Source organism: Acinetobacter lwoffii (assembly GCF_015602705.1).
GTDB lineage: Bacteria > Pseudomonadota > Gammaproteobacteria > Pseudomonadales > Moraxellaceae > Acinetobacter > Acinetobacter lwoffii_E.
In genome coordinates this window covers 2,040,754-2,060,458 of sequence record NZ_CP059081.1, presented here as the reverse complement: position 1 = coordinate 2,060,458, position 19,705 = coordinate 2,040,754, and the positions used below count along the sequence as shown (strand labels likewise).

Sequence of the window (19,705 nt, the reverse complement as noted above, 5' to 3'; positions counted from 1 at the left end):
GTTGTTTTATTCAATAACTCAATAAAAAACCCTGCCGAAGCAGGGTTTTTTATACGAAACATCAAGTCTTAATGACGCGCTGCTTTCGCTTCTTCTTTGGTTTTCACAATTGGTGCTTTAACCAAGGCTTTTGGCAAAGAGGTCAGTGCCAGCGGTAAAATCTCATCAATCGATTTTACGGCTTTAATTTCTAGACCTTCTTTGACATTTTCTGGAATTTCCGCCAGGTCACGTACGTTTTCCTGTGGAATGAATACCAGCTTGATGCCACCACGATGGGCTGCCAAAAGTTTCTCTTTCAAGCCACCGATACGCAGCGCACGACCGCCCAGACTGGTTTCACCTGTCATCGCGATATCCGGACGAATCGGGATACCCGTGAAAGCAGATACCAGTGCTGTAGTCAAAGCCAAACCTGCCGATGGACCATCTTTCGGTGTTGCGCCTTCAGGTAAATGCACATGCACGTCGGTTTCTTCAAAGCGCGAGGCTTCGATGCCGAGTTCATCCGCACGGGTACGCACCACAGTCATTGCAGCAGTAATCGATTCTTTCATGACATCGCCAAGAGAACCGGTGGTAATGAACTTGCCTTTACCTGGTACTGCTGCAACTTCAATAGTCAGTAATTCACCACCAACAGAAGTCCAAGCCAGACCATTTACACGGCCGATTTGCGCTTCTTCTTCCGCCATACCGTAGTCAAATTTATGTGGACCTAAGTATTCTGGAAGATTCGCTGCGGTCACTTCAACCTGAAGGTTTTTAGATTTCTTGCTAACAGCCTCTTTCACCACTTTACGTGCAATTTTTGACACTTCACGTTCAAGGTTACGAACACCGGCTTCACGCGTATAACGACGCACGATGTCACGAATTGCTTCTTCATGCACGGTCAACTCTTTGGCACGTAGACCATTGTTCTTGATGGCTTTAGGAACAAGGTAGCGGTCCGCAATATTGACTTTCTCTTCTTCGGTATAACCCGGAAGACGAATTACTTCCATACGGTCTAGCAGGGCCTCAGGAATGTTCATGCTGTTTGCGGTACAGATAAACATTACTTCAGACAGGTCCAGATCAAGATCCAGATAGTGATCGCTGAACTTGTTGTTCTGTGATGGATCAAGTACCTCAAGCATCGCAGAAGCCGGATCGCCACGGTAGTCTTGCGCCATCTTGTCGATTTCATCGAGCAAGAATAACGGGTTTTTTACGCCCACTTTAGTCAATGACTGCACAATTTTACCTGGCATCGCACCGATATAGGTACGACGGTGACCGCGAATTTCCGCTTCATCACGCACGCCGCCCAGTGCCATACGCACGAACTCACGACCAGTTGCTTTGGCAATTGATTCACCGAGTGAAGTTTTACCCACACCTGGAGGACCAACCAGACACAGAATCGGGCCACGCAATTTTTTCACGCGTGACTGAACTGCCAGATATTCCACAATACGATCTTTGACATCGTCCAGACCATAATGGTCTGCATCCAGAATTTCCTGTGCTTTGCTCAGGTTAATGCTGACTTTGCTGGCTTTATTCCATGGTGTATCCAGAATGACTTCCAGATAGTTACGTACCACAGCAGCTTCACTTGAAGCAGGCTGCATCGCTTTTAATTTACGGAATTCAGCTTCTGCTTTTTTACGTACATGCTCAGGCAAATCTGCTTCAGCCAGACGTTTTTCAATTTCAGCGACATCGTCTTCCGCGCCGCCATTCATATCGGAAAGCTCGCGCTGAATGACTTTCATTTTTTCATTCAGGAAATATTCGCGCTGGTTCTTTTCCATCTGACGTTTAACAGAATCATGCAGGGTTTGCTCAATCTGTTGTTCTTCAGACTGTTGCAATAGATAAGTCATCAGCTCAGTCAAATGCGCTTCGAATTCGTCATGTTCCAGGAATTTCTGTTTGACATCAATATTCAAGGGAACACGGGTTGCGACGAAGAACAATAACTGTAATAGATCTTCAATTTTGTTGGCTGCGGTGATCAGTTCACGCGCATTACGAAGTTTCGCTTCTGCATATTGAGCGAAAAGCGCACGTAATTCCTGCAAGCGCACAGCTTGGGTGTCTGCATCGACGCTCACCGTCATTGGGCTGAGTTCATGCTCTGCTGTCAGATACTCAGTTTCGTCAATGATAGTTTTCAGCTTGGCACGGTGCAGGCCTTCGATCAGGACTTTAATACAGTTTTCATCATTTTCGTGATTCACAACTTGCACAATCTTCGCGACAGTACCGTATTGATATAAATTGTCGTGATCAATTTCTTCTGTAAGCGAATCTTTTTGCGCAACTACAAATACTAGATTGTCACTGTTACGAGCCACATCAACTGCATTGATCGATTTTTCACGACCGACAAACAGCGCAATTTGCATATGTGGATAAACCACCACATCACGCAGCGCCAAAAGGGGTAGTACACTTGGAACCTGAGGCTCTAAGGTTTCTTGATTCATAATAATTTCAGACATGAGCACTCCTAATGAGTGACAACGGTGTTGCCATGCTTTTAATAGTGATGGGTAATTTAAAAAATACAAGGGCAGTTAAGATTAAATTGTATAAAAAATGACTAATTATGTGATTTTAAAGTAGTTAGCAAGGATAAAATTGCAAAATTAACGTTTGAACTTTATAAATATTGTCGGGGTGATTAAAGCATCAAGGGGCTGATCCCATGGTTCACGTTTTAACGGCTGTGCCAGCAGTTGAAAGTCATGTGCCAGCCCCAGACGGAACGGACGCCCAGGCGCAGAAGCCAAGGTACGATCATAAAAACCGCCGCCCATCCCAATCCGTGTGCCTGAAGTATCACAGGCCAATAGCGGCATGAGTAATAAATCCAGGTTGGAAACATGCACACCACGGGTGCTCATGGGCTCTCGCATACCCAGCCGATGATGGGCAAAGCGCTTGTTATGATATTGATGCTGGGTGATCCGGATCCAGACCAGCTGTTGATTCATGTCGCAAATCGCTGGGAGATACACCTGTTTGCCCAGTTTAAAGCAGCGTTCAATAATCGCCTGGGTCTGAATCTCCCCAAAAGCATGCAAATACAGGCCAATATGTTGGGCGTGAATAAATTCTGGACTGCGGATCAGGCGGTTTAGAACTTTTTGTGCGGACTGCCTTTGCTCAAATTTAGAGAGATGACGACGTGTTTTACGAAGGTATCTTCTTAATTCCTGAATGGTCATAGGGCAAAAAGCATATGCAACAAAATTGTGCTCTAGTCTAAGTGGGAATTCTGGAAAAGTAAAAAATAATTATGAGCTGCAATTTTATATTATTCCATATCTGCTTATTTAAATTTCGGCTAATTTTGCCAGCAGTCTCAAAGTTAAAAAACTAAAAAAGTATTTATATCACTAATTTTTTTAATATCTCGAAACGGTCAATTCATTTTCTTTGATTCACGATTTTCCAAGCAATCCATCGTTCAGTGACAAACTCTGGAAACGCATCAATTTAAGCACTTTGAAACAGCTTTCGATCAATAAAAATACAATTCTAAAGTAGGTTTATTCTGTTTTTTGGTGAAAGATAGACAAGGGATCATATGAATATTCTCGACCGATATATAAGACACATTGTGCTTAGGCAGAGCGCGTAAGACCTAAATCAATGGAGATTGAACATGATGAATATTGCGAAGAACACCATCTGCCTTTGGTATGATGACGATGCCGAAGGTGCAGCACGATTTTATGCAGAAACCTTTCCAGACTCCTCAGTTGGCGCGATCAATCTTGCACCCGGAGATTATCCCTCCGGAAAAGAAGGCGATGTTATCACCGTCGAATTTACGGTGATGGGCGTTGCCTGCATTGGACTGAATGGTGGCCCTGACTTTCAACACAATGAAGCATTTTCATTTCAGGTGGCGACTGAAGACCAAGAAGAAACAGACCGATACTGGAATGCCATTGTGGGCAATGGCGGTCAGGAAAGCGAGTGTGGATGGTGTAAAGACAAGTGGGGTATTTCCTGGCAGATTACGCCAATGGTCCTCATCAACGCCTGTAACAGTCCTGACCGTGCTGCGGCCAAGCGCGCATTTAATGCGATGATGACCATGAAGAAAATTGACATCTCCGTGATCGAAGCAGCATTTCGTGGTTAAGCGCCAAAGATATTGTCTTTCATTGCAGTTGATATTGCTGTGTAGCGCAATTTCACTGCAATAGTTAAATCTTCTCCTTTGTTTTGATCAACTCAAATTATCCCTCAACTCTATAAGGATACGTTACAAAAATTACAGATTAATCCAACTTGATCTGAACCTAAATCCAATTTCTTCATGATGATTCAAGGAGAATGTGCCATGAATTTTCCTCAATTACTGCTTATGGCGGGATGGGTCGCGCTGTCTGCACCTGCCGCTTTAGCCGTTGAACCGCCCATGTCGGGCAAAGCCAGCTCAGGCGCAGCTTCATCTGCTGCCGATAAGAAAGCCATTGCAAGTGCCATGACTGCTGCACCTAAGAAAGTAGCCGCTGCAGCCACGATTGTCGCTGTCGGTGCAGATGGCAAAATACGTACCTTGCGCAAGGGCAATAATGGTTTTACCTGTATGCCTGATAATCTGACCACTCCAGGTCCAGACCCAATGTGTATGGATCAGGCCGCTCTAGAATGGGCAGAAGCCTGGATGGGGAATAAACAGCCCACAGTTGGAAAAGTAGGCTTCATGTATATGCTGGCAGGTGGTACGGATGCCAGTAATGTCGATCCCTATGCCAAGAAGCCTACTGCGGGCAATCATTGGGTCAAAACGGGTCCCCATGTCATGATCGTCGGTGCTGAAGCTCGTTTCTATGATATGTATCCTAAACATACGCAACCGGATACCGCTGTGCCTTATGTCATGTGGTCTGGGACGCCTTATCAGCACTTAATGATCCCGGTGAAATAGTGAATACCGTAATGACGAATACACGCTGATTCAAACCTTTCAATTCAGGTATTTAATACACTCAATTTTTATGACTGTACTAAGCTACAAATAGAATAGTTCACTTAGAAGCTCATCAACAGATGGGCTTTTATATGAGCATTGCAAAAGTTGAGATGATGCAGATTATACAATATGAGTTGCAGAATAATTTTTGCACTGAATTGAAAACAGGCTGAACCAAAAACAACCATCCAATGAAATTCTTCCCAATTTATACATCTTAAATTTTGTTAATATATTGAAAATAAAATAAAAATTAAACTGGCATAAGTTCTGCATAACTGTATTCAAACTTGGATACAAGATTGGATGCAGAATGCTTTATCAGAAAATGATCGGCTGGACAGTCCTAAAATGGCGCGATGCCGATCAGTCAAAACAGCTTCAACTGAATCATCTTGCTCAACGCACTACCCATGTTGAGGTGGGTGAACTTGTCTGGATTTCGGTTGCGACTGCTGCACATCTTCGAGCAAAAATCGATGCATTTAAAAAAGCTGTATTTGCGGAAGGTATGCATCAAAGGCTACGACAGAGAGCAGTGAACATAGTCGATAGCGGGTTTATATGCAGCAGCTGAATCAGAAAAAAACGAAACAGATCCATTCAGCAGATTCAAAAAATAGAGAGAATAAAAGGGGATTCACATGTTTAAAACTGTACTGATTGCAAACCGGGGCGAAATTGCCGTTCGTGCCATTCGCACATTAAAAAAAATGGGCGTAACCAGTATAGCCGTCTATTCAGAAACGGACCGTTATGCACAGCATGTGATTGATGCAGATATTGCAGTGTCCTTAGAAGGGACCAAACCTAGCGATACCTATTTGAGTATCGAAAAACTGATTGCTGCAGCCAAAAATACCGGAGCCGAAGCAATTTTCCCGGGTTATGGGTTTCTGTCAGAAAGTGCTGATTTTGCCCGTGCCTGCGAAGAAAATAATATTGCTTTCATGGGACCAACAGCTGAGCAAATTTTAGAGTTTGGTTTAAAACATCGTGCCCGTGAACTTGCTGCAGCTGCCAATGTACCGATGACTCCCGGTACAGGTCTGCTAAATAGTCTGGACGAAGCTTTGGCAGAAGCTGAAAAAATTGGTTATCCAATTATGCTGAAAAGTACAGCAGGCGGTGGCGGAATTGGCTTGACCCGTTGTGATGATGCCGAGGCACTTCAGGAGGCTTATGAAAGTGTAAAACGTCTGGGCGAGCAGTTCTTTAAAGATGCCGGAGTATTTTTAGAACGCTTTCTCGATAAAGCCCGTCATGTCGAAGTACAGATTTTTGGGGATGGTCAGGGGCAAGTGGTGGCTTTGGGCGAGCGTGACTGTTCACTGCAGCGCCGTAATCAGAAGGTTGTGGAAGAAACACCAGCGGCACAGTTACCTGAAGCAACCCGTCAAAAATTGCATCAGGCGGCAGTTGAACTGGGTAAATCGGTGAAATATCGCAGTGCCGGTACGGTTGAGTTTATTTACGATGCAGCACGTGACGAGTTTTATTTCCTTGAAGTGAATACCCGTTTGCAGGTAGAGCATCCGGTGACTGAAATGGTGACCAGTTTAGACCTGATTGAATGCATGTTGAAAGTTGCAGCAGGCGATACTCTGGATTGGAAGCATCTAAGCAATATTCAGCCTCGGGGTGCAGCGATTGAAGTACGCATCTATGCAGAAGATCCAGTCAAGAATTTCCAGCCGAGTCCAGGGATTTTGACCGATGTCTTTTTTTCGGAAAATGTCCGCGTTGATACCTGGGTGAGTACTGGTACTGAAATTTCCCAATATTTTGACCCGATGGTTGCCAAGATTATTGTGCATGCTGAAGATCGTGAAACTGCGATTACAGCTCTTAAAGCGGCACTAGCTGAAACTCGCTTGAATGGTATTAGTACCAATCTGGATTATGTCCATACCGTCATTTCAGATCCGCGTTTTGAACAGATGCAGATCTGGACACGCATGCTGGATGATTTCAAGTATGTGCCGAATGTGATTGAGGTGATTCAGCCGGGTACACAAAGTTCGATTCAGGATTATCCGGGTCGTGTCGGGTATTGGGATATCGGTGTACCGCCTTCAGGCCCAATGGATGATTATGCCTTCCGGCTGGCCAATAAAATTGTTGGGAATGCCGAGGCCGCCGCTGGATTTGAATTTACCCTGCAAGGTCCGACCCTCAAGTTTCATGCAGACAATATCATTGCTTTAACTGGCGCACCTTGTCCGGTAAGTCTGGATGATGAAGCAGTAAATTTCTGGCAGCCTATTCAGGTAAAAGCAGGAGAAACCCTAAAAATCGGACAGGTTGAATCTGGATGCCGGACCTACCTGGCTGTGCGAAATGGTCTGAATGTGCCGGAATATCTGGGTAGCCGTTCTACCTTTGCTTTAGGTAATTTTGGTGGACATGCAGGCCGAGTGTTACGGGCTGGTGACATGGTTAAGATGGTGAATCCTGACCTGCCAGCTGATGGTCTACCTTTGGCGATTGCAGAACCTGAAGCTTTGGCAACAGATCTGATTCCAAGTTATGGCAAGGAATGGAAAATTGGTGTGCTCTATGGTCCGCATGGAGCACCTGATTTCTTTAAAGCTGAATATATTGAGGAGTTTTTTGCATCAAGCTGGAAAGTGCATTTTAACTCGAACCGGTTGGGTATCCGTTTAACCGGACCGACGCCAAGTTGGGCGCGTGAAAATGGTGGTGAAGCTGGATTGCATCCATCCAATGTCCATGACTGTGAATATGCCATTGGTGCAATCAACTTTACCGGTGACTTCCCCGTAATCCTTGCCAAAGATGGTCCGAGCCTGGGGGGCTTTGTCTGTCCGGTGACCATTGCCAAAGCTGAACTCTGGAAAATTGGTCAACTGAAAGCCGATGACACGATTAGCTTCTATCCAATTTCGGTAGAACAGGCCAATGCGCTGGAGCGGCAGCAAATTCAAACCCTCCAAAACTTTGCCAAGGCAGAGATGCCCTACGAGGCTGAAGTCGTGGCAGTTCAAGCAGAAAGTATTCTGGCATTGCGTGAAGCTACACCAGATGCACCAAAAGCTGTATATCGTCAGGCAGGTGACAGTTATATCTTGCTGGAATACGGTGATAACGTACTGGATTTGGCCCTACGCCTGCGCGTACACCGCTTGATGCAACTGATCCGTGAAGCTGATCTTGACGGTATCCTGGAATTATCACCTGGTGTGCGATCCTTGCAGATTAAATATGATGGTCTGCGTTTGAGCCAGCAGCAACTGATTCACTTCCTGCTTGGTCTTGAAGAACAGATGGGTGATTTACGTGACATTAAAATACCTTCAAGAATTATCCATTTACCCATGGCCTTTGAGGACTCGGCGACTCTGGGTGCTGTTGAGCGTTATCAGGAAAGCGTCTGTGCCACAGCCCCCTGGCTTCCGAATAATATTGATTTTATTCAGCGGATTAATGGTTTAAGTCACCGCCAGCAGGTCAAGGACATCATTTTTAATGCCAATTATCTGATTTTAGGGCTAGGTGATGTATATCTGACTGCACCTTGTGCAGTGCCCATTGATCCGCGCCACCGTTTACTGAGTTCCAAATATAATCCGGCCCGTACTTTTACCGCTGAAGGTACAGTCGGGATTGGTGGCATGTATATGTGTATTTATGGCATGGACTCACCGGGTGGCTATCAGTTGATTGGCCGTACCGTACCGATCTGGAATAAGTTTAAAAAGAACAAGCAGTTTGGCGATCAGCAATGGTTCTTACGCTTTTTTGACCAGATTAAATATTATGAGGTCACTGAGGCCGAACTGGATCAGTTCCGTGCTGATTTCGCCCATGGTCTGGCAGAAATCAAAATTGAGGAATGCGAGTTTGACTTTGCAGCATATCAGGATTTCCTTGCTGCAGAACAGGACAGCATTGCCACCTTTAAAGCGCAGCAGCAGGCTGCTTTTAGTGCCGAGGTAGAACGCTGGAAAGACGAGTTTGATGCACCTGTAGAAATAGAAGTGCTGCAGGATGACGCCGATTACAGCCAGTATGTCCCTCTCAACGCCTCTATGACCGGCAATATCTGGAAGATTTTTGTAGAAGCGGGGCAGATTGTGAAAAAAGGCGACACGGTGGCCATCATTGAAGCCATGAAAATGGAACTGCCGGTCTATGCTGACGATGATGGTATCGTTAAGGCGATTATCTGCCGTTCTGGTCAGACTGTACATAGCGGTGAGCCACTGGTCTATATGGAGTAATGGAGTGAGCCATGACTATTGTTCGCAATCCAAGTACTAAAGCGACCGGAAAAAGCTCAGACAATCTGTCTGAGCTGGTTTTCCAGAAAATTAAAAATGATATTTTTGACTTTAAGCTGATGCCGGGAGAGCGGTTTACCGAATCAGAGATTGCTGAAAGCTATGCCGTAAGCCGTACCCCCATTCGGCAAGCCTTATATCGTTTGCAGCAGGAAGGCTATGTCGAGGTGCAGTTTAGAAGTGGCTGGCAGGTCCGGCCACTAAATTTTAAAGCTTATGAAGAACTGTATGATCTGCGAATTTTGCTGGAATGTTATGCAGTCGAGCAACTGTGTCAGATGCCCAAAGACCAGTTGAAAGCTGCTCTAGAAATTTTGATTCAAACCTGGTGTGTTCAACCAGAACAGTATGTTTATGATCTCAGGCAGCTATCTGCACAAGATGAAGCATTTCATTGTCATTTAGTATTTGCAGCCGGCAATGCAGAAATAGCGAAAATTCACAGTGAGATCAGCGAGAAAATTCGGATCATACGTCGTCTGGATTTTTCCAAGGATTATCGGGTTACAGCGACCTATGCCGAGCATCAACAAATTTTAAAGGCGCTGCTTGCCCAAGATGCAGTCGCTTGTCTTTCTATATTAGAGGCTCATATTCGACACAGCCGTAATGAGGTAAAAAAAATTACTTTGGAAATGTTGTCCTGCCGTCCTGCGTAAGTTAGTCAGGATAAATTTATTTTTATAGCAAGATAAATATCAGACTTAACTCAAAATTGATAACCAATTCATAACCAGAAAAAACAAGAACCCGCTAGTGACATCTCAAATTGTTTTTTAAAGTAAGTCGAGGATGATAATAACAAGAGATAAAAATGCTTCATCAGCCTATTCAATTTTTACTTACGGGTGCTAGCTGTGCACTTCTCCTAACCATGACTGGATGTGCCATGCCTTCCAAGTCGCCTATCAATGACAGTTATGGTTCCCAGCCACATTTGCCCAAACCAAAATCAAGCTTGCTGCCTACGGTCAATATTGCACCTGCTAAAGGTTGGCCTGAAGGTAAAATGCCGACACCAGCGACAGGTTTAAAAGTTCAGGCCTTTGCCAAAGGACTGCGACATCCGCGCTGGCTGTATGTATTGCCGAATGGTGATGTACTGGTGGCCGAAACCGATGCACCGCCCAAGCCCGATGACAGCAAAGGGATCAAAGGCAAAATTATGAAATGGGTGATGCAACGTGCCGGCTCATCGCATCCCAGTACCAACCGCATCAGTCTGCTTCGCGATAGCAATGGAGATGGGGTAGCTGAACAAAAAACCGTATTTTTACAGAATCTCAATTCTCCATTTGGCATGGCGCTGATTGGTAATACATTGTATGTAGCCAATACTGATGCGCTGATGCGCTTTCCTTATCATAACGGGATGACTCAAATCACAGCAGCCGGTACCAAGGTGCTGGATTTACCGGCAGGCCGTTTAAACCATCACTGGACCAAAAATGTCATTGCCAATCCTGCAGGCAATAAACTTTATATCACAGTGGGTTCCAACAGTAATGTAGCTGAAAATGGCTTAGAGCAAGAGCAGGGCCGAGCACTGATCATGGAATTTGACATCACCAGTGCTCAAGTACGACCTTTTGCTACCGGACTGCGTAATCCGAATGGCATGGATTGGCAACCCCAGAGCGGCACACTTTGGACGGTGGTGAATGAACGTGATGAGCTCGGCAATGATCTGGTTCCTGATTATCTGACCTCTGTCAAAGAAGGCGCTTTTTATGGCTGGCCCTATAGTTATTATGGCCAACATGTAGATACGCGGGTCAAACCGCAAAACCCTGCGCAAGTTGCGCGGGCAATTCTACCGGATTATGCATTGGGCAATCATACTGCGTCATTGGGCTTGGCCTTCTATAAGGCAGATCTGATGCCTCAATATCGAAACGGTGCGCTGATTGGCCAGCATGGTTCATGGAACCGCAAACCGCACAGTGGCTATAAAGTGATTTTTATTCCCTTTCAAAATGGACAACCGATGGGCCCACCTCAAGATGTCTTGACTGGATTTTTAAGTGATCAGGGCGATGCATATGGGCGACCGGTCGGTGTGGCGGTAGATTCTTCAGGTGCCATTTTGGTTGCTGATGATGTCGGTGATGTGATTTGGCGAGTATCACCCTTGTGTACACCAGCTGCAGTAAGTAAATAAAGGTTTAGGGATTCAGGATTTTATTCGGATCTGAATCTGTGGAAAGTAAAAGTTAAAGCAAAGACTGTTTCATTCAAACGTCAATATTTTGATTGAAAATATGCAAAGGCTAGCGGATTTAAAATAATTTTTAAGCTTCATTTAAGCTGGCTGAATTAGGCTTTCAGGATATTTTTACGCGTGATTACAGCATGTACAGAGATTCTGCTGATCCTATTAAAAATATCTAAATCTAAGTGCTAGTTTTAAGTGCCAATAAAAACTGGATATAAAAGTTAGAACGTTGCAAAAAAAGAGGGTTTTAAGAATGAAATCAATTGTTGCATTTATTTTCCCTTGGTCATTATTTATGGCCCTTCATCGACCAGCCGAAGCCACAGTATGCTTAATGCTTCAGATTTCGATTTTAGGCTGGATTCCTGCTGCAATCTGGGCCATGCATACTTTATATCGGGATAAAATAGCCTGAAAATAGGAAAATAAGTTACTGAAAGATTGTTTGATTTTGACGGAAGTAATTAAAGCCCTATCTTTTTTATAGCTAAAGATTTTTTTTCATTCCAGATGATGAATACATCAATAAAATGAATGTAGAGGAATGTTCGAGAGAAATACTACAAAATTAAAATAAGAGGAAATTCAGGAAAAATTATAATTATATTTTGAAAACGAAATTGAAGTACTCCGAAGATGCCGCTGCATGTGTCGTTACCCTGAACCCGATGAGTTCAAGGAGGATGCGACGTATAATTGCTGGGTTTCCCATACGGAGATGGGCATACACTCTAAATATACAGAACACACCCATAAGTGTTAGTATCGGCAGGGGAATAGACCCGCTGGCGAACACCTCAGAGTTAAGTTAATTATAAACAATAATCCCGGTGTGGCAACTCTATGCTGTTCATGAACTGTAAACAGTTCGGTCGAATGTCCGAAGTTTAAACAGAATTCGAGATTATTCAGTCAGTTCTTCAACTTCTTCTAAAATAGTTTGTAACAAACGCTCGCAATGCGCATATTGTTGCAGTGATCTATTCATATTCAAAACCTCCTGCATCAGCTCAAGTGCCACCATAATAATCAGCTTACTAGGTTCCATGCGTGGCGCTTTACGGCGAAATTCATCATATTTGTCATTCAATAACTGTGCTGCGCGCTCTAATTCTTCCTGCTTGTCAGGAGTAGAGGCCAGACGGAAACTATGCCCCAATACTCTGAGATCAATTGCAATTTGTTCACTCATGATGAGGCTTCCTCAGTCGCTTCAGTCGGATGGGCCAGTTGTTGAATTTCCTGTGCGTGATGATCCTGCGCAGTACCGAGAATCGCCAGACGTTGAATAATCGCTTCAACCTTGGCTTTGGCATTTTCATTTTTCTGGGTTAAGCGTTCAGATTCCTGAGTCAGACGCTGAATTTCCTGCTGGGCATGACGCTGTTCAAGGATCATCTTTTCCTTAACTACGCGCAGCTCATTTCGTTCAGCCAGAATTTCCTGAAAACGGTTTTTCAGATCGGTACAGCTTTTTTCCAGACGGCCATAACGGTCTGCCAGTGCAGTTGCATCATTATTGAGCAGTTGAAATTGGGCACGAGAATCCGTCAGCTGTTCAGTCAGATTTTCATTTTCTTGTTGTTTTTGCGCAATCACGCTGTTCTTTTGTTCAATTTGCTGTTGATGTTGCATCATTGAAGAGTCTTGCTCTTCGCGCAAACTGGAATTTTCACTTTCAAGCCGTGCAAGTCGCGTTTTTAACACGCCGATCTGCACTTGTAGACGCTGTAATTCTTCTAACATATCGAGGTCGCACAGTGTTGCAAACAAAGGTAATATATAAGCAGTATAAAGATTGGATAAACGAATGCAAGACGATATTTCAGGTTGGACCGAATGGCACCGCAATTTTTCTTCAATTGAGGAAATTTCTAGCCCTAGCGAACTACATGGTTTGCTGACTGGCATTGTTTGTGTCACCCAGGCGCCAAGCAGTGAAGAGTGGTTACAGATTTTAGAAACACTGGATGTACCTGAACTGGATGCCGAAGCATTAGAGTTGTTGGCGGGCGAAGCTGAAGATGTGTTCCATGCATTGTCTGAAGATGAGCTGGATTATTTACCTTTGCTGCCTGATGATGAGCATGTGCTTTCAGAACGCGTACAGGCTCTGGCGGACTGGTGTGCAGGCGTGGTCTTAGGTTTCGGACTGGCTTCAGGACATATCCGTCAGGATGAAGTTGAGCTGATTGAACATTTACAAGATGTAGCCGCAGTTGAATTTGAAGACTCAGACGATGATGCTGAAGGTGAAGAAAGCTATCAGGAATTGTACGAATTTGTGCGTCTGATTCCTGTCAGTCTGTCTTTAGGGCGTAAAAAGGTCGAAGTTGAAGAAACGCCACTCTTACAGCAATTTAGTCAAAAAAATCAGCCTAAAGTCGCTACTACAGAAGCGCAAAGTGTAGTCGAGATTTTCTCGCCTAAACGTCCAAGCTGATGAAATGCTGAGGTGAGTCATCACCTGCTTGAAATCAGGCATATATTTTGCTGTTTACAGTGAAATCTATAGTCTGATTTCAAGACTATATTCTAAATACAAGTATTGATCGATAAGAAGTAAGGTGTAATGAAGAAATTGACACAGGCAGTTTTTGAGGAGCGTCGCGCAATCCTCGCAGGGGAAATCGGTTTACGCAGTATCGCTATTATCGCGACCAGTCCGGTAGCTATGCGTAACCGTGATGCAGATTATAAATACCGTGCAGACAGTAGTTTCTTCTATTTAACCGGATTCGCGGAACCTGAAGCTGTGGCTGTGATTGAAACCTTTGACACTGAAGAAGAAGGCTATAGCTACAGTTTGTTCTGTCGTGAACGCAACCGTGAAATGGAAATCTGGAATGGCTACCGCGCGGGTATTGATGGGGCTATTCAGGATTATGATGCAGATGAAGCCTATGCGATTGATCTGCTGGATGAAGAAATCTTAGAAAAGTTACAAAATAAAGATCAGTTATTTTATCGCATTGGACAGCATGCAGAGTTTGATGCGCGTGTCGCCAAATGGATTGCGACTGCAAGTGGTGAAAGCCGTCGTGGGACTTCTGCGCCAGCGCAAATAATTCAGCTGGACCGTATTGTCGATGAAATGCGTCTGCATAAAGATGCAAATGAAATTGAATTGATGCAGATTGCTTCTGATATTTCTGCTGATGCACATACTCAAGCGATGCTAGCAATACGTCCGGGCATGATGGAATATGCGCTGGAAGCCGAGCTGAATTATATCTTTGGCAAAAATGGCGGTGTTCCGGCCTACAACAGTATTGTCGGTGGTGGTGAGAATGCCTGCATCCTGCACTATGTAGAAAATGACAAAGAACTGAAAGATGGCGATTTAGTCCTGATTGATGCTGCAGCTGAATATCAGCTTTATGCTTCAGACATTACCCGTACCTTTCCGGTAAATGGTAAATTCAGTCCGGAACAGAAAGCCTTATATAACGTAGTACTGGATGCTCAAATCGCTGCGATCAATGCCGTGCAAATTGGTAACTCGTATAAAGAACCTCACAATGTTGCAGTGCGTATTTTGGTGCAGGGTTTGCTCGATCTTGGCTTGATGCAGGGTAATATCGACGAGATTATAGAAAAAGAAGCTTTTCGTCAGTTCTACATGCATGGTACGGGACATTGGCTCGGTATGGATGTGCATGATGTCGGTGCTTATAAGGTGGACGGTGAATGGCGCTCGTATGAAGAGGGTATGGTCGTGACCGTTGAGCCGGGTCTTTATATCGCGCCTGATGATGAAACAGTAGATGCTAAATGGCGTGGAATTGGCATTAGGATTGAAGATGATGTGGTGGCCACTGCAAATGGCCCGCTAGTTTTAACCGCGAAAGTCGTCAAAACGGTAGAAGAGATTGAGGCATTAATGGCGAAAGCCCGCGCTGCCTAATCTAAGAAAAATACAGAAAGCCGGTCGCGAAATCGGCTTTTTTTATGACATTTCTATGCCGTTTTAAACAAGAATTCCTAGCTATATCGAATCGATCAAAAAGTGACTTAGCTTACGTTTATATCGAACAAGTCAAATAAAACTCACCTAAGTAAAATTTACAGCTTAAAAATTGACAGGAAGTCAACACAGAAAATCCGTTTTTAGCATCAAAGCTACATATTAAATGGGCTGAGATTCTCATACTTTCTCTGATCCTTAAATAAACTTAAATAAGAGCAGGAGAACACTTATGAGATTAAATACGATTGACTGGATTGCTTATGCTTTAACAATCATTGGTGGCATTAATTGGGGTTTAATTGGTGCATTCGATTTTAATTTGGTCGCTGCAATCTTTGGTGATATGAGCGCCTTATCTCGAATTGTTTATGTATTGGTTGGTTTGTCGGCATTGTACCTGATTTATACAGGAACGAAGTTGGGTAAAACAGTACACCACACAGATCATCATACCAATATTGTGCGTTAAGCTAATCTTCTTGGGCGAGTTTCTTGCAAGATAGGATTCATGTCTTCGAGTAACTTGCCGAGAGGATAGAAATAGTGTGGAAGATGAAGAAACCTCGGTAGATTTCCGGGGTTTTTTATTAGGTGTTTATACGTTATTAATAGAACCATCCCCAGATCTACAACAATGCCTAGCTAAAGATTGATGATCACTATCATACAAATAAGATTAGATTGTACATGGTTGGATAAATTTTTTTAAAATATCTGTTAGCTCAAAGATCGAGTTATATTTATACAATTATCTTAAAATAAGAAAAGAATAGTGATTGTAAATGGGCCTCCTGCTACTGAAAGTGAATATCAGCTCATTTATAAATGGCTTGATTCACAATTGTATCATTCAGGATTTACCAGCATCAGTATGTATTCAAAATTGTGCGAAGCGAGTAGATCGAGTTATACCAATTTGACTAGGTTTGCGATCGAATCGTACAAGTGCCAAATGAAATTACAACATTCCGTTTTTTAATGCCGAGTTGATAAAAGTGAGTATAAATATTTTAGTTGCTGAATTAAAGACAACTCGGTTGGAGTTAAGAGCATATAAAGTTGGAGATGAAATCTCATTATTCCAAGAATATTGTGGCAACGTTGAAGCATCAAAATATTTACAACGACGGGTGCATACAACAGTCAATCAAACTCAACAGATGTTGCAGAAATGGGCGTTAAGCTATTGGCAGCAACCGAGTGAAGGATTTTCATGGGTGATTGTTGAGCGAAAAAGTCATCTGGCAATCGGATTACTAACGATCATTCAACAGCAAAATAACAGCTTTGAAATTCATTTCGGACTTGGTCCTCGATTTCAGGGGCAGGGCTATATGCTTGAGGCGATGAAAGCGGTGATTCATTATTTTAAATAATATCTTACACTTAAATCACTGGATACTTTCTGCGATGCAGAACATATACAGGCACACCAAGTGCTGTTAAAGACAGGGTTTGAAATCGTTGAACGGATCAATGCCTATACTGTATTGCCGAAGTTGGGTACTGAAAAGCGCGATGTCTTGGTTTTTCAATATAGGCTGGATCATCATGAAGAAAACTAAATAAAACGAATCATTATAAAAATTTAAAGCCTTGAGGTAAGATAAAACCAGTATACGTTTTATGTAATTCGCCATAGATGCGAATAAACAGATAAGGAAGTAAGCATGCAACAAGAAGTCATCATTGTCGGTGGTGGGATGGTGGGTTTAAGCCTCGCACTGATGTTGGCGAAAACCAATATTGCAGTCAAACTTTTAGAAGCGATCAAATACCCAAATTATGATGATGAAAATCTTGCGCCATATCATTCCAGTTTTGATGCACGTAACAGTGCCTTGTCACGCCGTAGCGTGCAGATCTATCAGGAGCTTGGACTTTGGAATGCCTTGCAAGAACATGCTACCCCAATTCTGGAAGTGAATATTACCGAACAGGGCAGTTTTGGTAAGGCACGACTGAAAGCCGAGCAGGAAAAAGTTGAAAGCTTTGGTCAGGTCATTGAAAATGCCTGGCTCGGTCGTGTACTGCTGACCCAAGTCAAAAAAGAGCCATTAATTGAACTGATTGATGGTGTTCAAGTGACATCCCTTATCCAAGGTACAGACTTTGCTTATATCGAAGCTCAGCGCGGTGAATCATCACTAAAATTACAGTCCAAACTGGTTATTGCCGCCGATGGACGGGATTCTTTCTGCCGTAAAGCCTTGGGTATTGGTGCGTCAGAACACGATTATGATCAAGTTGCAATTGTGACCACAGTACAAACATCGAAGCCACATGGTCATGTGGGCTTTGAGCGTTTCAGCCATCTGGGCCCTTTGGCACTGTTGCCCTTACCGGGTGAGTATCGCCGTTCAGTGGTCTGGCCTGTGAAAAAAGGTACTGAAGGAGAATGGTTGGGAGATGAAAATGACCAGCATTTTCTGGATGCCTTGCAGGAAACGTATGGCGATCGTGCCGGAAAATTTCAGAAAACCGGAAAACGGTTCAGTTTTCCATTGTCTCAAGTGTTAGCCGAAAAACAGGCTGTTAGCCGTGTCGTGTTGATGGGCAATGCAGCACATACGATCCATCCGGTGGCTGGCCAAGGATTTAATCTGTGTATGCGTGATGCGCATGTATTGGTGCGTTACCTGAAAGAGCAGCAGGCACAAGGCGCAGACTTGGGCGATGCGGCAATATTGCAAGACTATGAAAAATCCCGTCTTAGTGACCAGCAGCGTGTAATCAAGTTCTGTGATTCAGTGGTGCGGGGCTTTAGTAACCAGAATCCATTTTTAAAGCTGATTCGTAATACGGGTTTAATCGCTTTTGATACGATTCCTGGCATCAAGCCACTGGTTGCAAATTATGCCATGGGGTTAAAAGCATGAGCTTAAATCAAACTAACGAAATATTAGACGTCGTCGTTATTGGTGGTGGGCTGGTTGGTGGACTTACAGCGCTTCTGTTAGCTCAAGGTGGCGTGCAGCCTACAGTTCTGGATGCAGCGCCAATTCTGGATGCAGATAAAACTTTGCATGTGGCCAATCCGCGTGTACTGGCCCTAAGTCAGGCAACCATTCATCTACTAAAAACGGTGGGTGTCTGGGAAAATTTAGCACGTCAGCAGCCTTATACCGGCATGCAGGTCTGGAATAAGAATGGCTATGGCGAAATTAATTTTGGCCAGTCTTCAGAAAAAACGCCCTCGGTAGAACAGGCCTTGGGTTCAATGGTGGAGCCAAGCATTCTGAATCTGGCCATTCAGCAAAAGATGCTTGAAGATATTCAAGATTATAGAACACAGGTCAAAGTCAGCCGCATCGAACGTGGCGTCGGTGTATGGATCATTCATCTGGCTGATGGTACACAACTCCAAACTAAACTGGTGATCGGCGCAGATGGGGCCAATTCCTTTGTCCGTGAGCAAGCGTTCATCGATATTGATGTACTGGACTATAAACAGGCAGGCATCAGTTGTGCCATTAAAACTGCACAGCCTCATCAGCATATGGCACGTCAGATTTTTCTTGAAACCGGTCCATTGGCTTTTTTACCTATGGCCAGCCTTAATCAGGAAGAGCAGGGACACTGGCAATCGATTGTCTGGACTTTGCCAGATGATTATGCAGAAGAATACGCAGCGTTGCCAGATGCTGAATTTACCCAGCTATTAACCCGTGAGAGCCAGCATATGCTGGGTGAAGTCTTAGAGGCCACGCCACGTGCCACTTTCCCTTTAAAAGCCCGCGCTGCCCAACAATATGTCCAAGATGGTTTAGCCCTGATTGGAGATGCTGCACATGTCATTCATCCACTAGCAGGTCAAGGGGTAAATATTGGCTGTCTGGATGCTGCGGTGCTCTGTGATGTTTTGCTGCATGATCATGCGCGTGGCGTATGGGCACATGAGCAGACCCTGAAACGCTATGAGCATCGCCGTAAAGGTCAGAACGATGCCATGATGCACAGCATGTCGGCGATTGGCTGGATGGAAACTACATTATTCTTCCCGATGGTTTGGGCACGCAATTTCGGCCTGAAACAGGTAGAAAATCAGCCCATGTTGAAAGATGCATTTATGGCGCAGGCCAACGGTCTGAGTTTACTTAAAGACACACGCTACGCAGCTTAAGACAGAAATGTAAATTTTTTAAACAAACACCAATAAAGAGTAACGATTTTGTTTAAAAAAGATACGATTTTTTGATGTTTGGTACTAGGCGAAGCCCAAAGAGATT

18 protein-coding genes and 1 other RNA gene are annotated in these 19,705 nt (G+C 44.0%); 14 read left to right on the top strand and 5 right to left on the bottom strand.

The window, feature by feature from the left end:
* Positions 1-68 precede the first annotated feature (68 nt).
* Positions 69-2,495 carry an endopeptidase La gene (lon, locus tag H0S56_RS09945; protein WP_195724969.1) on the bottom strand — a complete coding sequence of 809 codons (2,427 nt, stop codon included), beginning with the start codon at positions 2,493-2,495 and terminating at the stop codon, positions 69-71.
* 147 nt (positions 2,496-2,642) lie between these two features.
* The gene (locus H0S56_RS09940) at positions 2,643-3,224 is read right to left on the bottom strand and encodes a 5-formyltetrahydrofolate cyclo-ligase (RefSeq protein ID WP_071850612.1); all 582 of its coding nucleotides are present in this window, start codon (positions 3,222-3,224) and stop codon (positions 2,643-2,645) included.
* A gap of 443 nt (positions 3,225-3,667) precedes the next feature.
* Between H0S56_RS09940 and H0S56_RS09935 the strand changes: the two genes are divergently transcribed.
* The 7 genes from H0S56_RS09935 (at position 3,668) to H0S56_RS09905 (ending at position 11,921) form a co-directional block, all read left to right on the top strand.
* The gene (locus H0S56_RS09935; RefSeq protein ID WP_195726074.1) at positions 3,668-4,150 is read left to right on the top strand and encodes a VOC family protein; all 483 of its coding nucleotides are present in this window, start codon (positions 3,668-3,670) and stop codon (positions 4,148-4,150) included.
* 201 nt (positions 4,151-4,351) lie between these two features.
* Complete coding sequence (locus H0S56_RS09930) at positions 4,352-4,942, top strand: hypothetical protein (RefSeq protein ID WP_195724968.1); 591 nt, start codon at positions 4,352-4,354, stop codon at positions 4,940-4,942.
* Positions 4,943-5,300: 358 nt separating this feature from the next.
* Complete coding sequence (locus H0S56_RS09925) at positions 5,301-5,564, top strand: hypothetical protein (protein ID WP_195724967.1); 264 nt, start codon at positions 5,301-5,303, stop codon at positions 5,562-5,564.
* A 67-nt stretch (positions 5,565-5,631) separates the two neighbouring features.
* The gene (gene uca / locus H0S56_RS09920; protein ID WP_195724966.1) at positions 5,632-9,231 is read left to right on the top strand and encodes an urea carboxylase; all 3,600 of its coding nucleotides are present in this window, start codon (positions 5,632-5,634) and stop codon (positions 9,229-9,231) included.
* An 11-nt stretch (positions 9,232-9,242) separates the two neighbouring features.
* The gene (locus H0S56_RS09915) at positions 9,243-9,950 is read left to right on the top strand and encodes a GntR family transcriptional regulator (RefSeq protein ID WP_138742665.1); all 708 of its coding nucleotides are present in this window, start codon (positions 9,243-9,245) and stop codon (positions 9,948-9,950) included.
* A gap of 215 nt (positions 9,951-10,165) precedes the next feature.
* Positions 10,166-11,452, top strand: a complete 1,287-nt coding sequence (locus H0S56_RS09910) for a PQQ-dependent sugar dehydrogenase (RefSeq protein WP_406935374.1) — start codon at positions 10,166-10,168, stop codon at positions 11,450-11,452.
* 307 nt (positions 11,453-11,759) lie between these two features.
* The gene (locus H0S56_RS09905) at positions 11,760-11,921 is read left to right on the top strand and encodes a YqaE/Pmp3 family membrane protein (RefSeq protein WP_195724964.1); all 162 of its coding nucleotides are present in this window, start codon (positions 11,760-11,762) and stop codon (positions 11,919-11,921) included.
* 208 nt (positions 11,922-12,129) lie between these two features.
* On the opposite strand, the gene ssrS is transcribed toward H0S56_RS09905, so the two are convergent.
* The 3 genes from ssrS to H0S56_RS09890 form a co-directional block, all read right to left on the bottom strand.
* A non-coding RNA gene (gene ssrS, locus H0S56_RS09900) (6S RNA) lies at positions 12,130-12,313 on the bottom strand.
* Positions 12,314-12,410: 97 nt separating this feature from the next.
* Complete coding sequence (locus tag H0S56_RS09895; protein WP_004279505.1) at positions 12,411-12,698, bottom strand: cell division protein ZapA; 288 nt, start codon at positions 12,696-12,698, stop codon at positions 12,411-12,413.
* Positions 12,695-13,252: a hypothetical protein gene (locus H0S56_RS09890; protein WP_004279506.1), complete on the bottom strand. Its 558-nt coding sequence runs from the start codon at positions 13,250-13,252 to the stop codon at positions 12,695-12,697. Before H0S56_RS09890 ends, H0S56_RS09895 begins: the two co-directional genes overlap by 4 nt.
* Before the next feature lie 64 nt (positions 13,253-13,316).
* On the opposite strand from H0S56_RS09890, the gene H0S56_RS09885 reads away from it, so the two are divergent.
* The 7 genes from H0S56_RS09885 to H0S56_RS09860 all read left to right on the top strand — a co-directional run bounded on the left by H0S56_RS09885 (position 13,317) and on the right by H0S56_RS09860 (position 19,599).
* Positions 13,317-13,949, top strand: coding sequence for a UPF0149 family protein (locus H0S56_RS09885; RefSeq protein ID WP_184412547.1), 633 nt, complete (start codon positions 13,317-13,319; stop codon positions 13,947-13,949).
* A gap of 129 nt (positions 13,950-14,078) precedes the next feature.
* On the top strand, positions 14,079-15,413 hold the full coding sequence (gene pepP, locus H0S56_RS09880; RefSeq protein WP_195724963.1) for a Xaa-Pro aminopeptidase: 1,335 nt from the start codon (positions 14,079-14,081) through the stop codon (positions 15,411-15,413).
* A 292-nt stretch (positions 15,414-15,705) separates the two neighbouring features.
* On the top strand, positions 15,706-15,945 hold the full coding sequence (locus H0S56_RS09875; RefSeq protein WP_004279510.1) for a DUF378 domain-containing protein: 240 nt from the start codon (positions 15,706-15,708) through the stop codon (positions 15,943-15,945).
* Between the two features lie 526 nt (positions 15,946-16,471).
* Positions 16,472-16,852: a GNAT family N-acetyltransferase gene (locus tag H0S56_RS09870; protein ID WP_227554883.1), complete on the top strand. Its 381-nt coding sequence runs from the start codon at positions 16,472-16,474 to the stop codon at positions 16,850-16,852.
* A gap of 60 nt (positions 16,853-16,912) precedes the next feature.
* Positions 16,913-17,041, top strand: a complete 129-nt coding sequence (locus H0S56_RS14445) for a hypothetical protein (RefSeq protein ID WP_257229609.1) — start codon at positions 16,913-16,915, stop codon at positions 17,039-17,041.
* Positions 17,042-17,146: 105 nt separating this feature from the next.
* Entirely contained in the window at positions 17,147-18,355 is a 1,209-nt protein-coding gene (ubiH, locus tag H0S56_RS09865; protein ID WP_195724962.1) for a 2-octaprenyl-6-methoxyphenyl hydroxylase, read from the top strand.
* Positions 18,352-19,599: an FAD-dependent monooxygenase gene (locus H0S56_RS09860; RefSeq protein ID WP_195724961.1), complete on the top strand. Its 1,248-nt coding sequence runs from the start codon at positions 18,352-18,354 to the stop codon at positions 19,597-19,599. Before ubiH ends, H0S56_RS09860 begins: the two co-directional genes overlap by 4 nt.
* Positions 19,600-19,705: the final 106 nt, after the last annotated feature.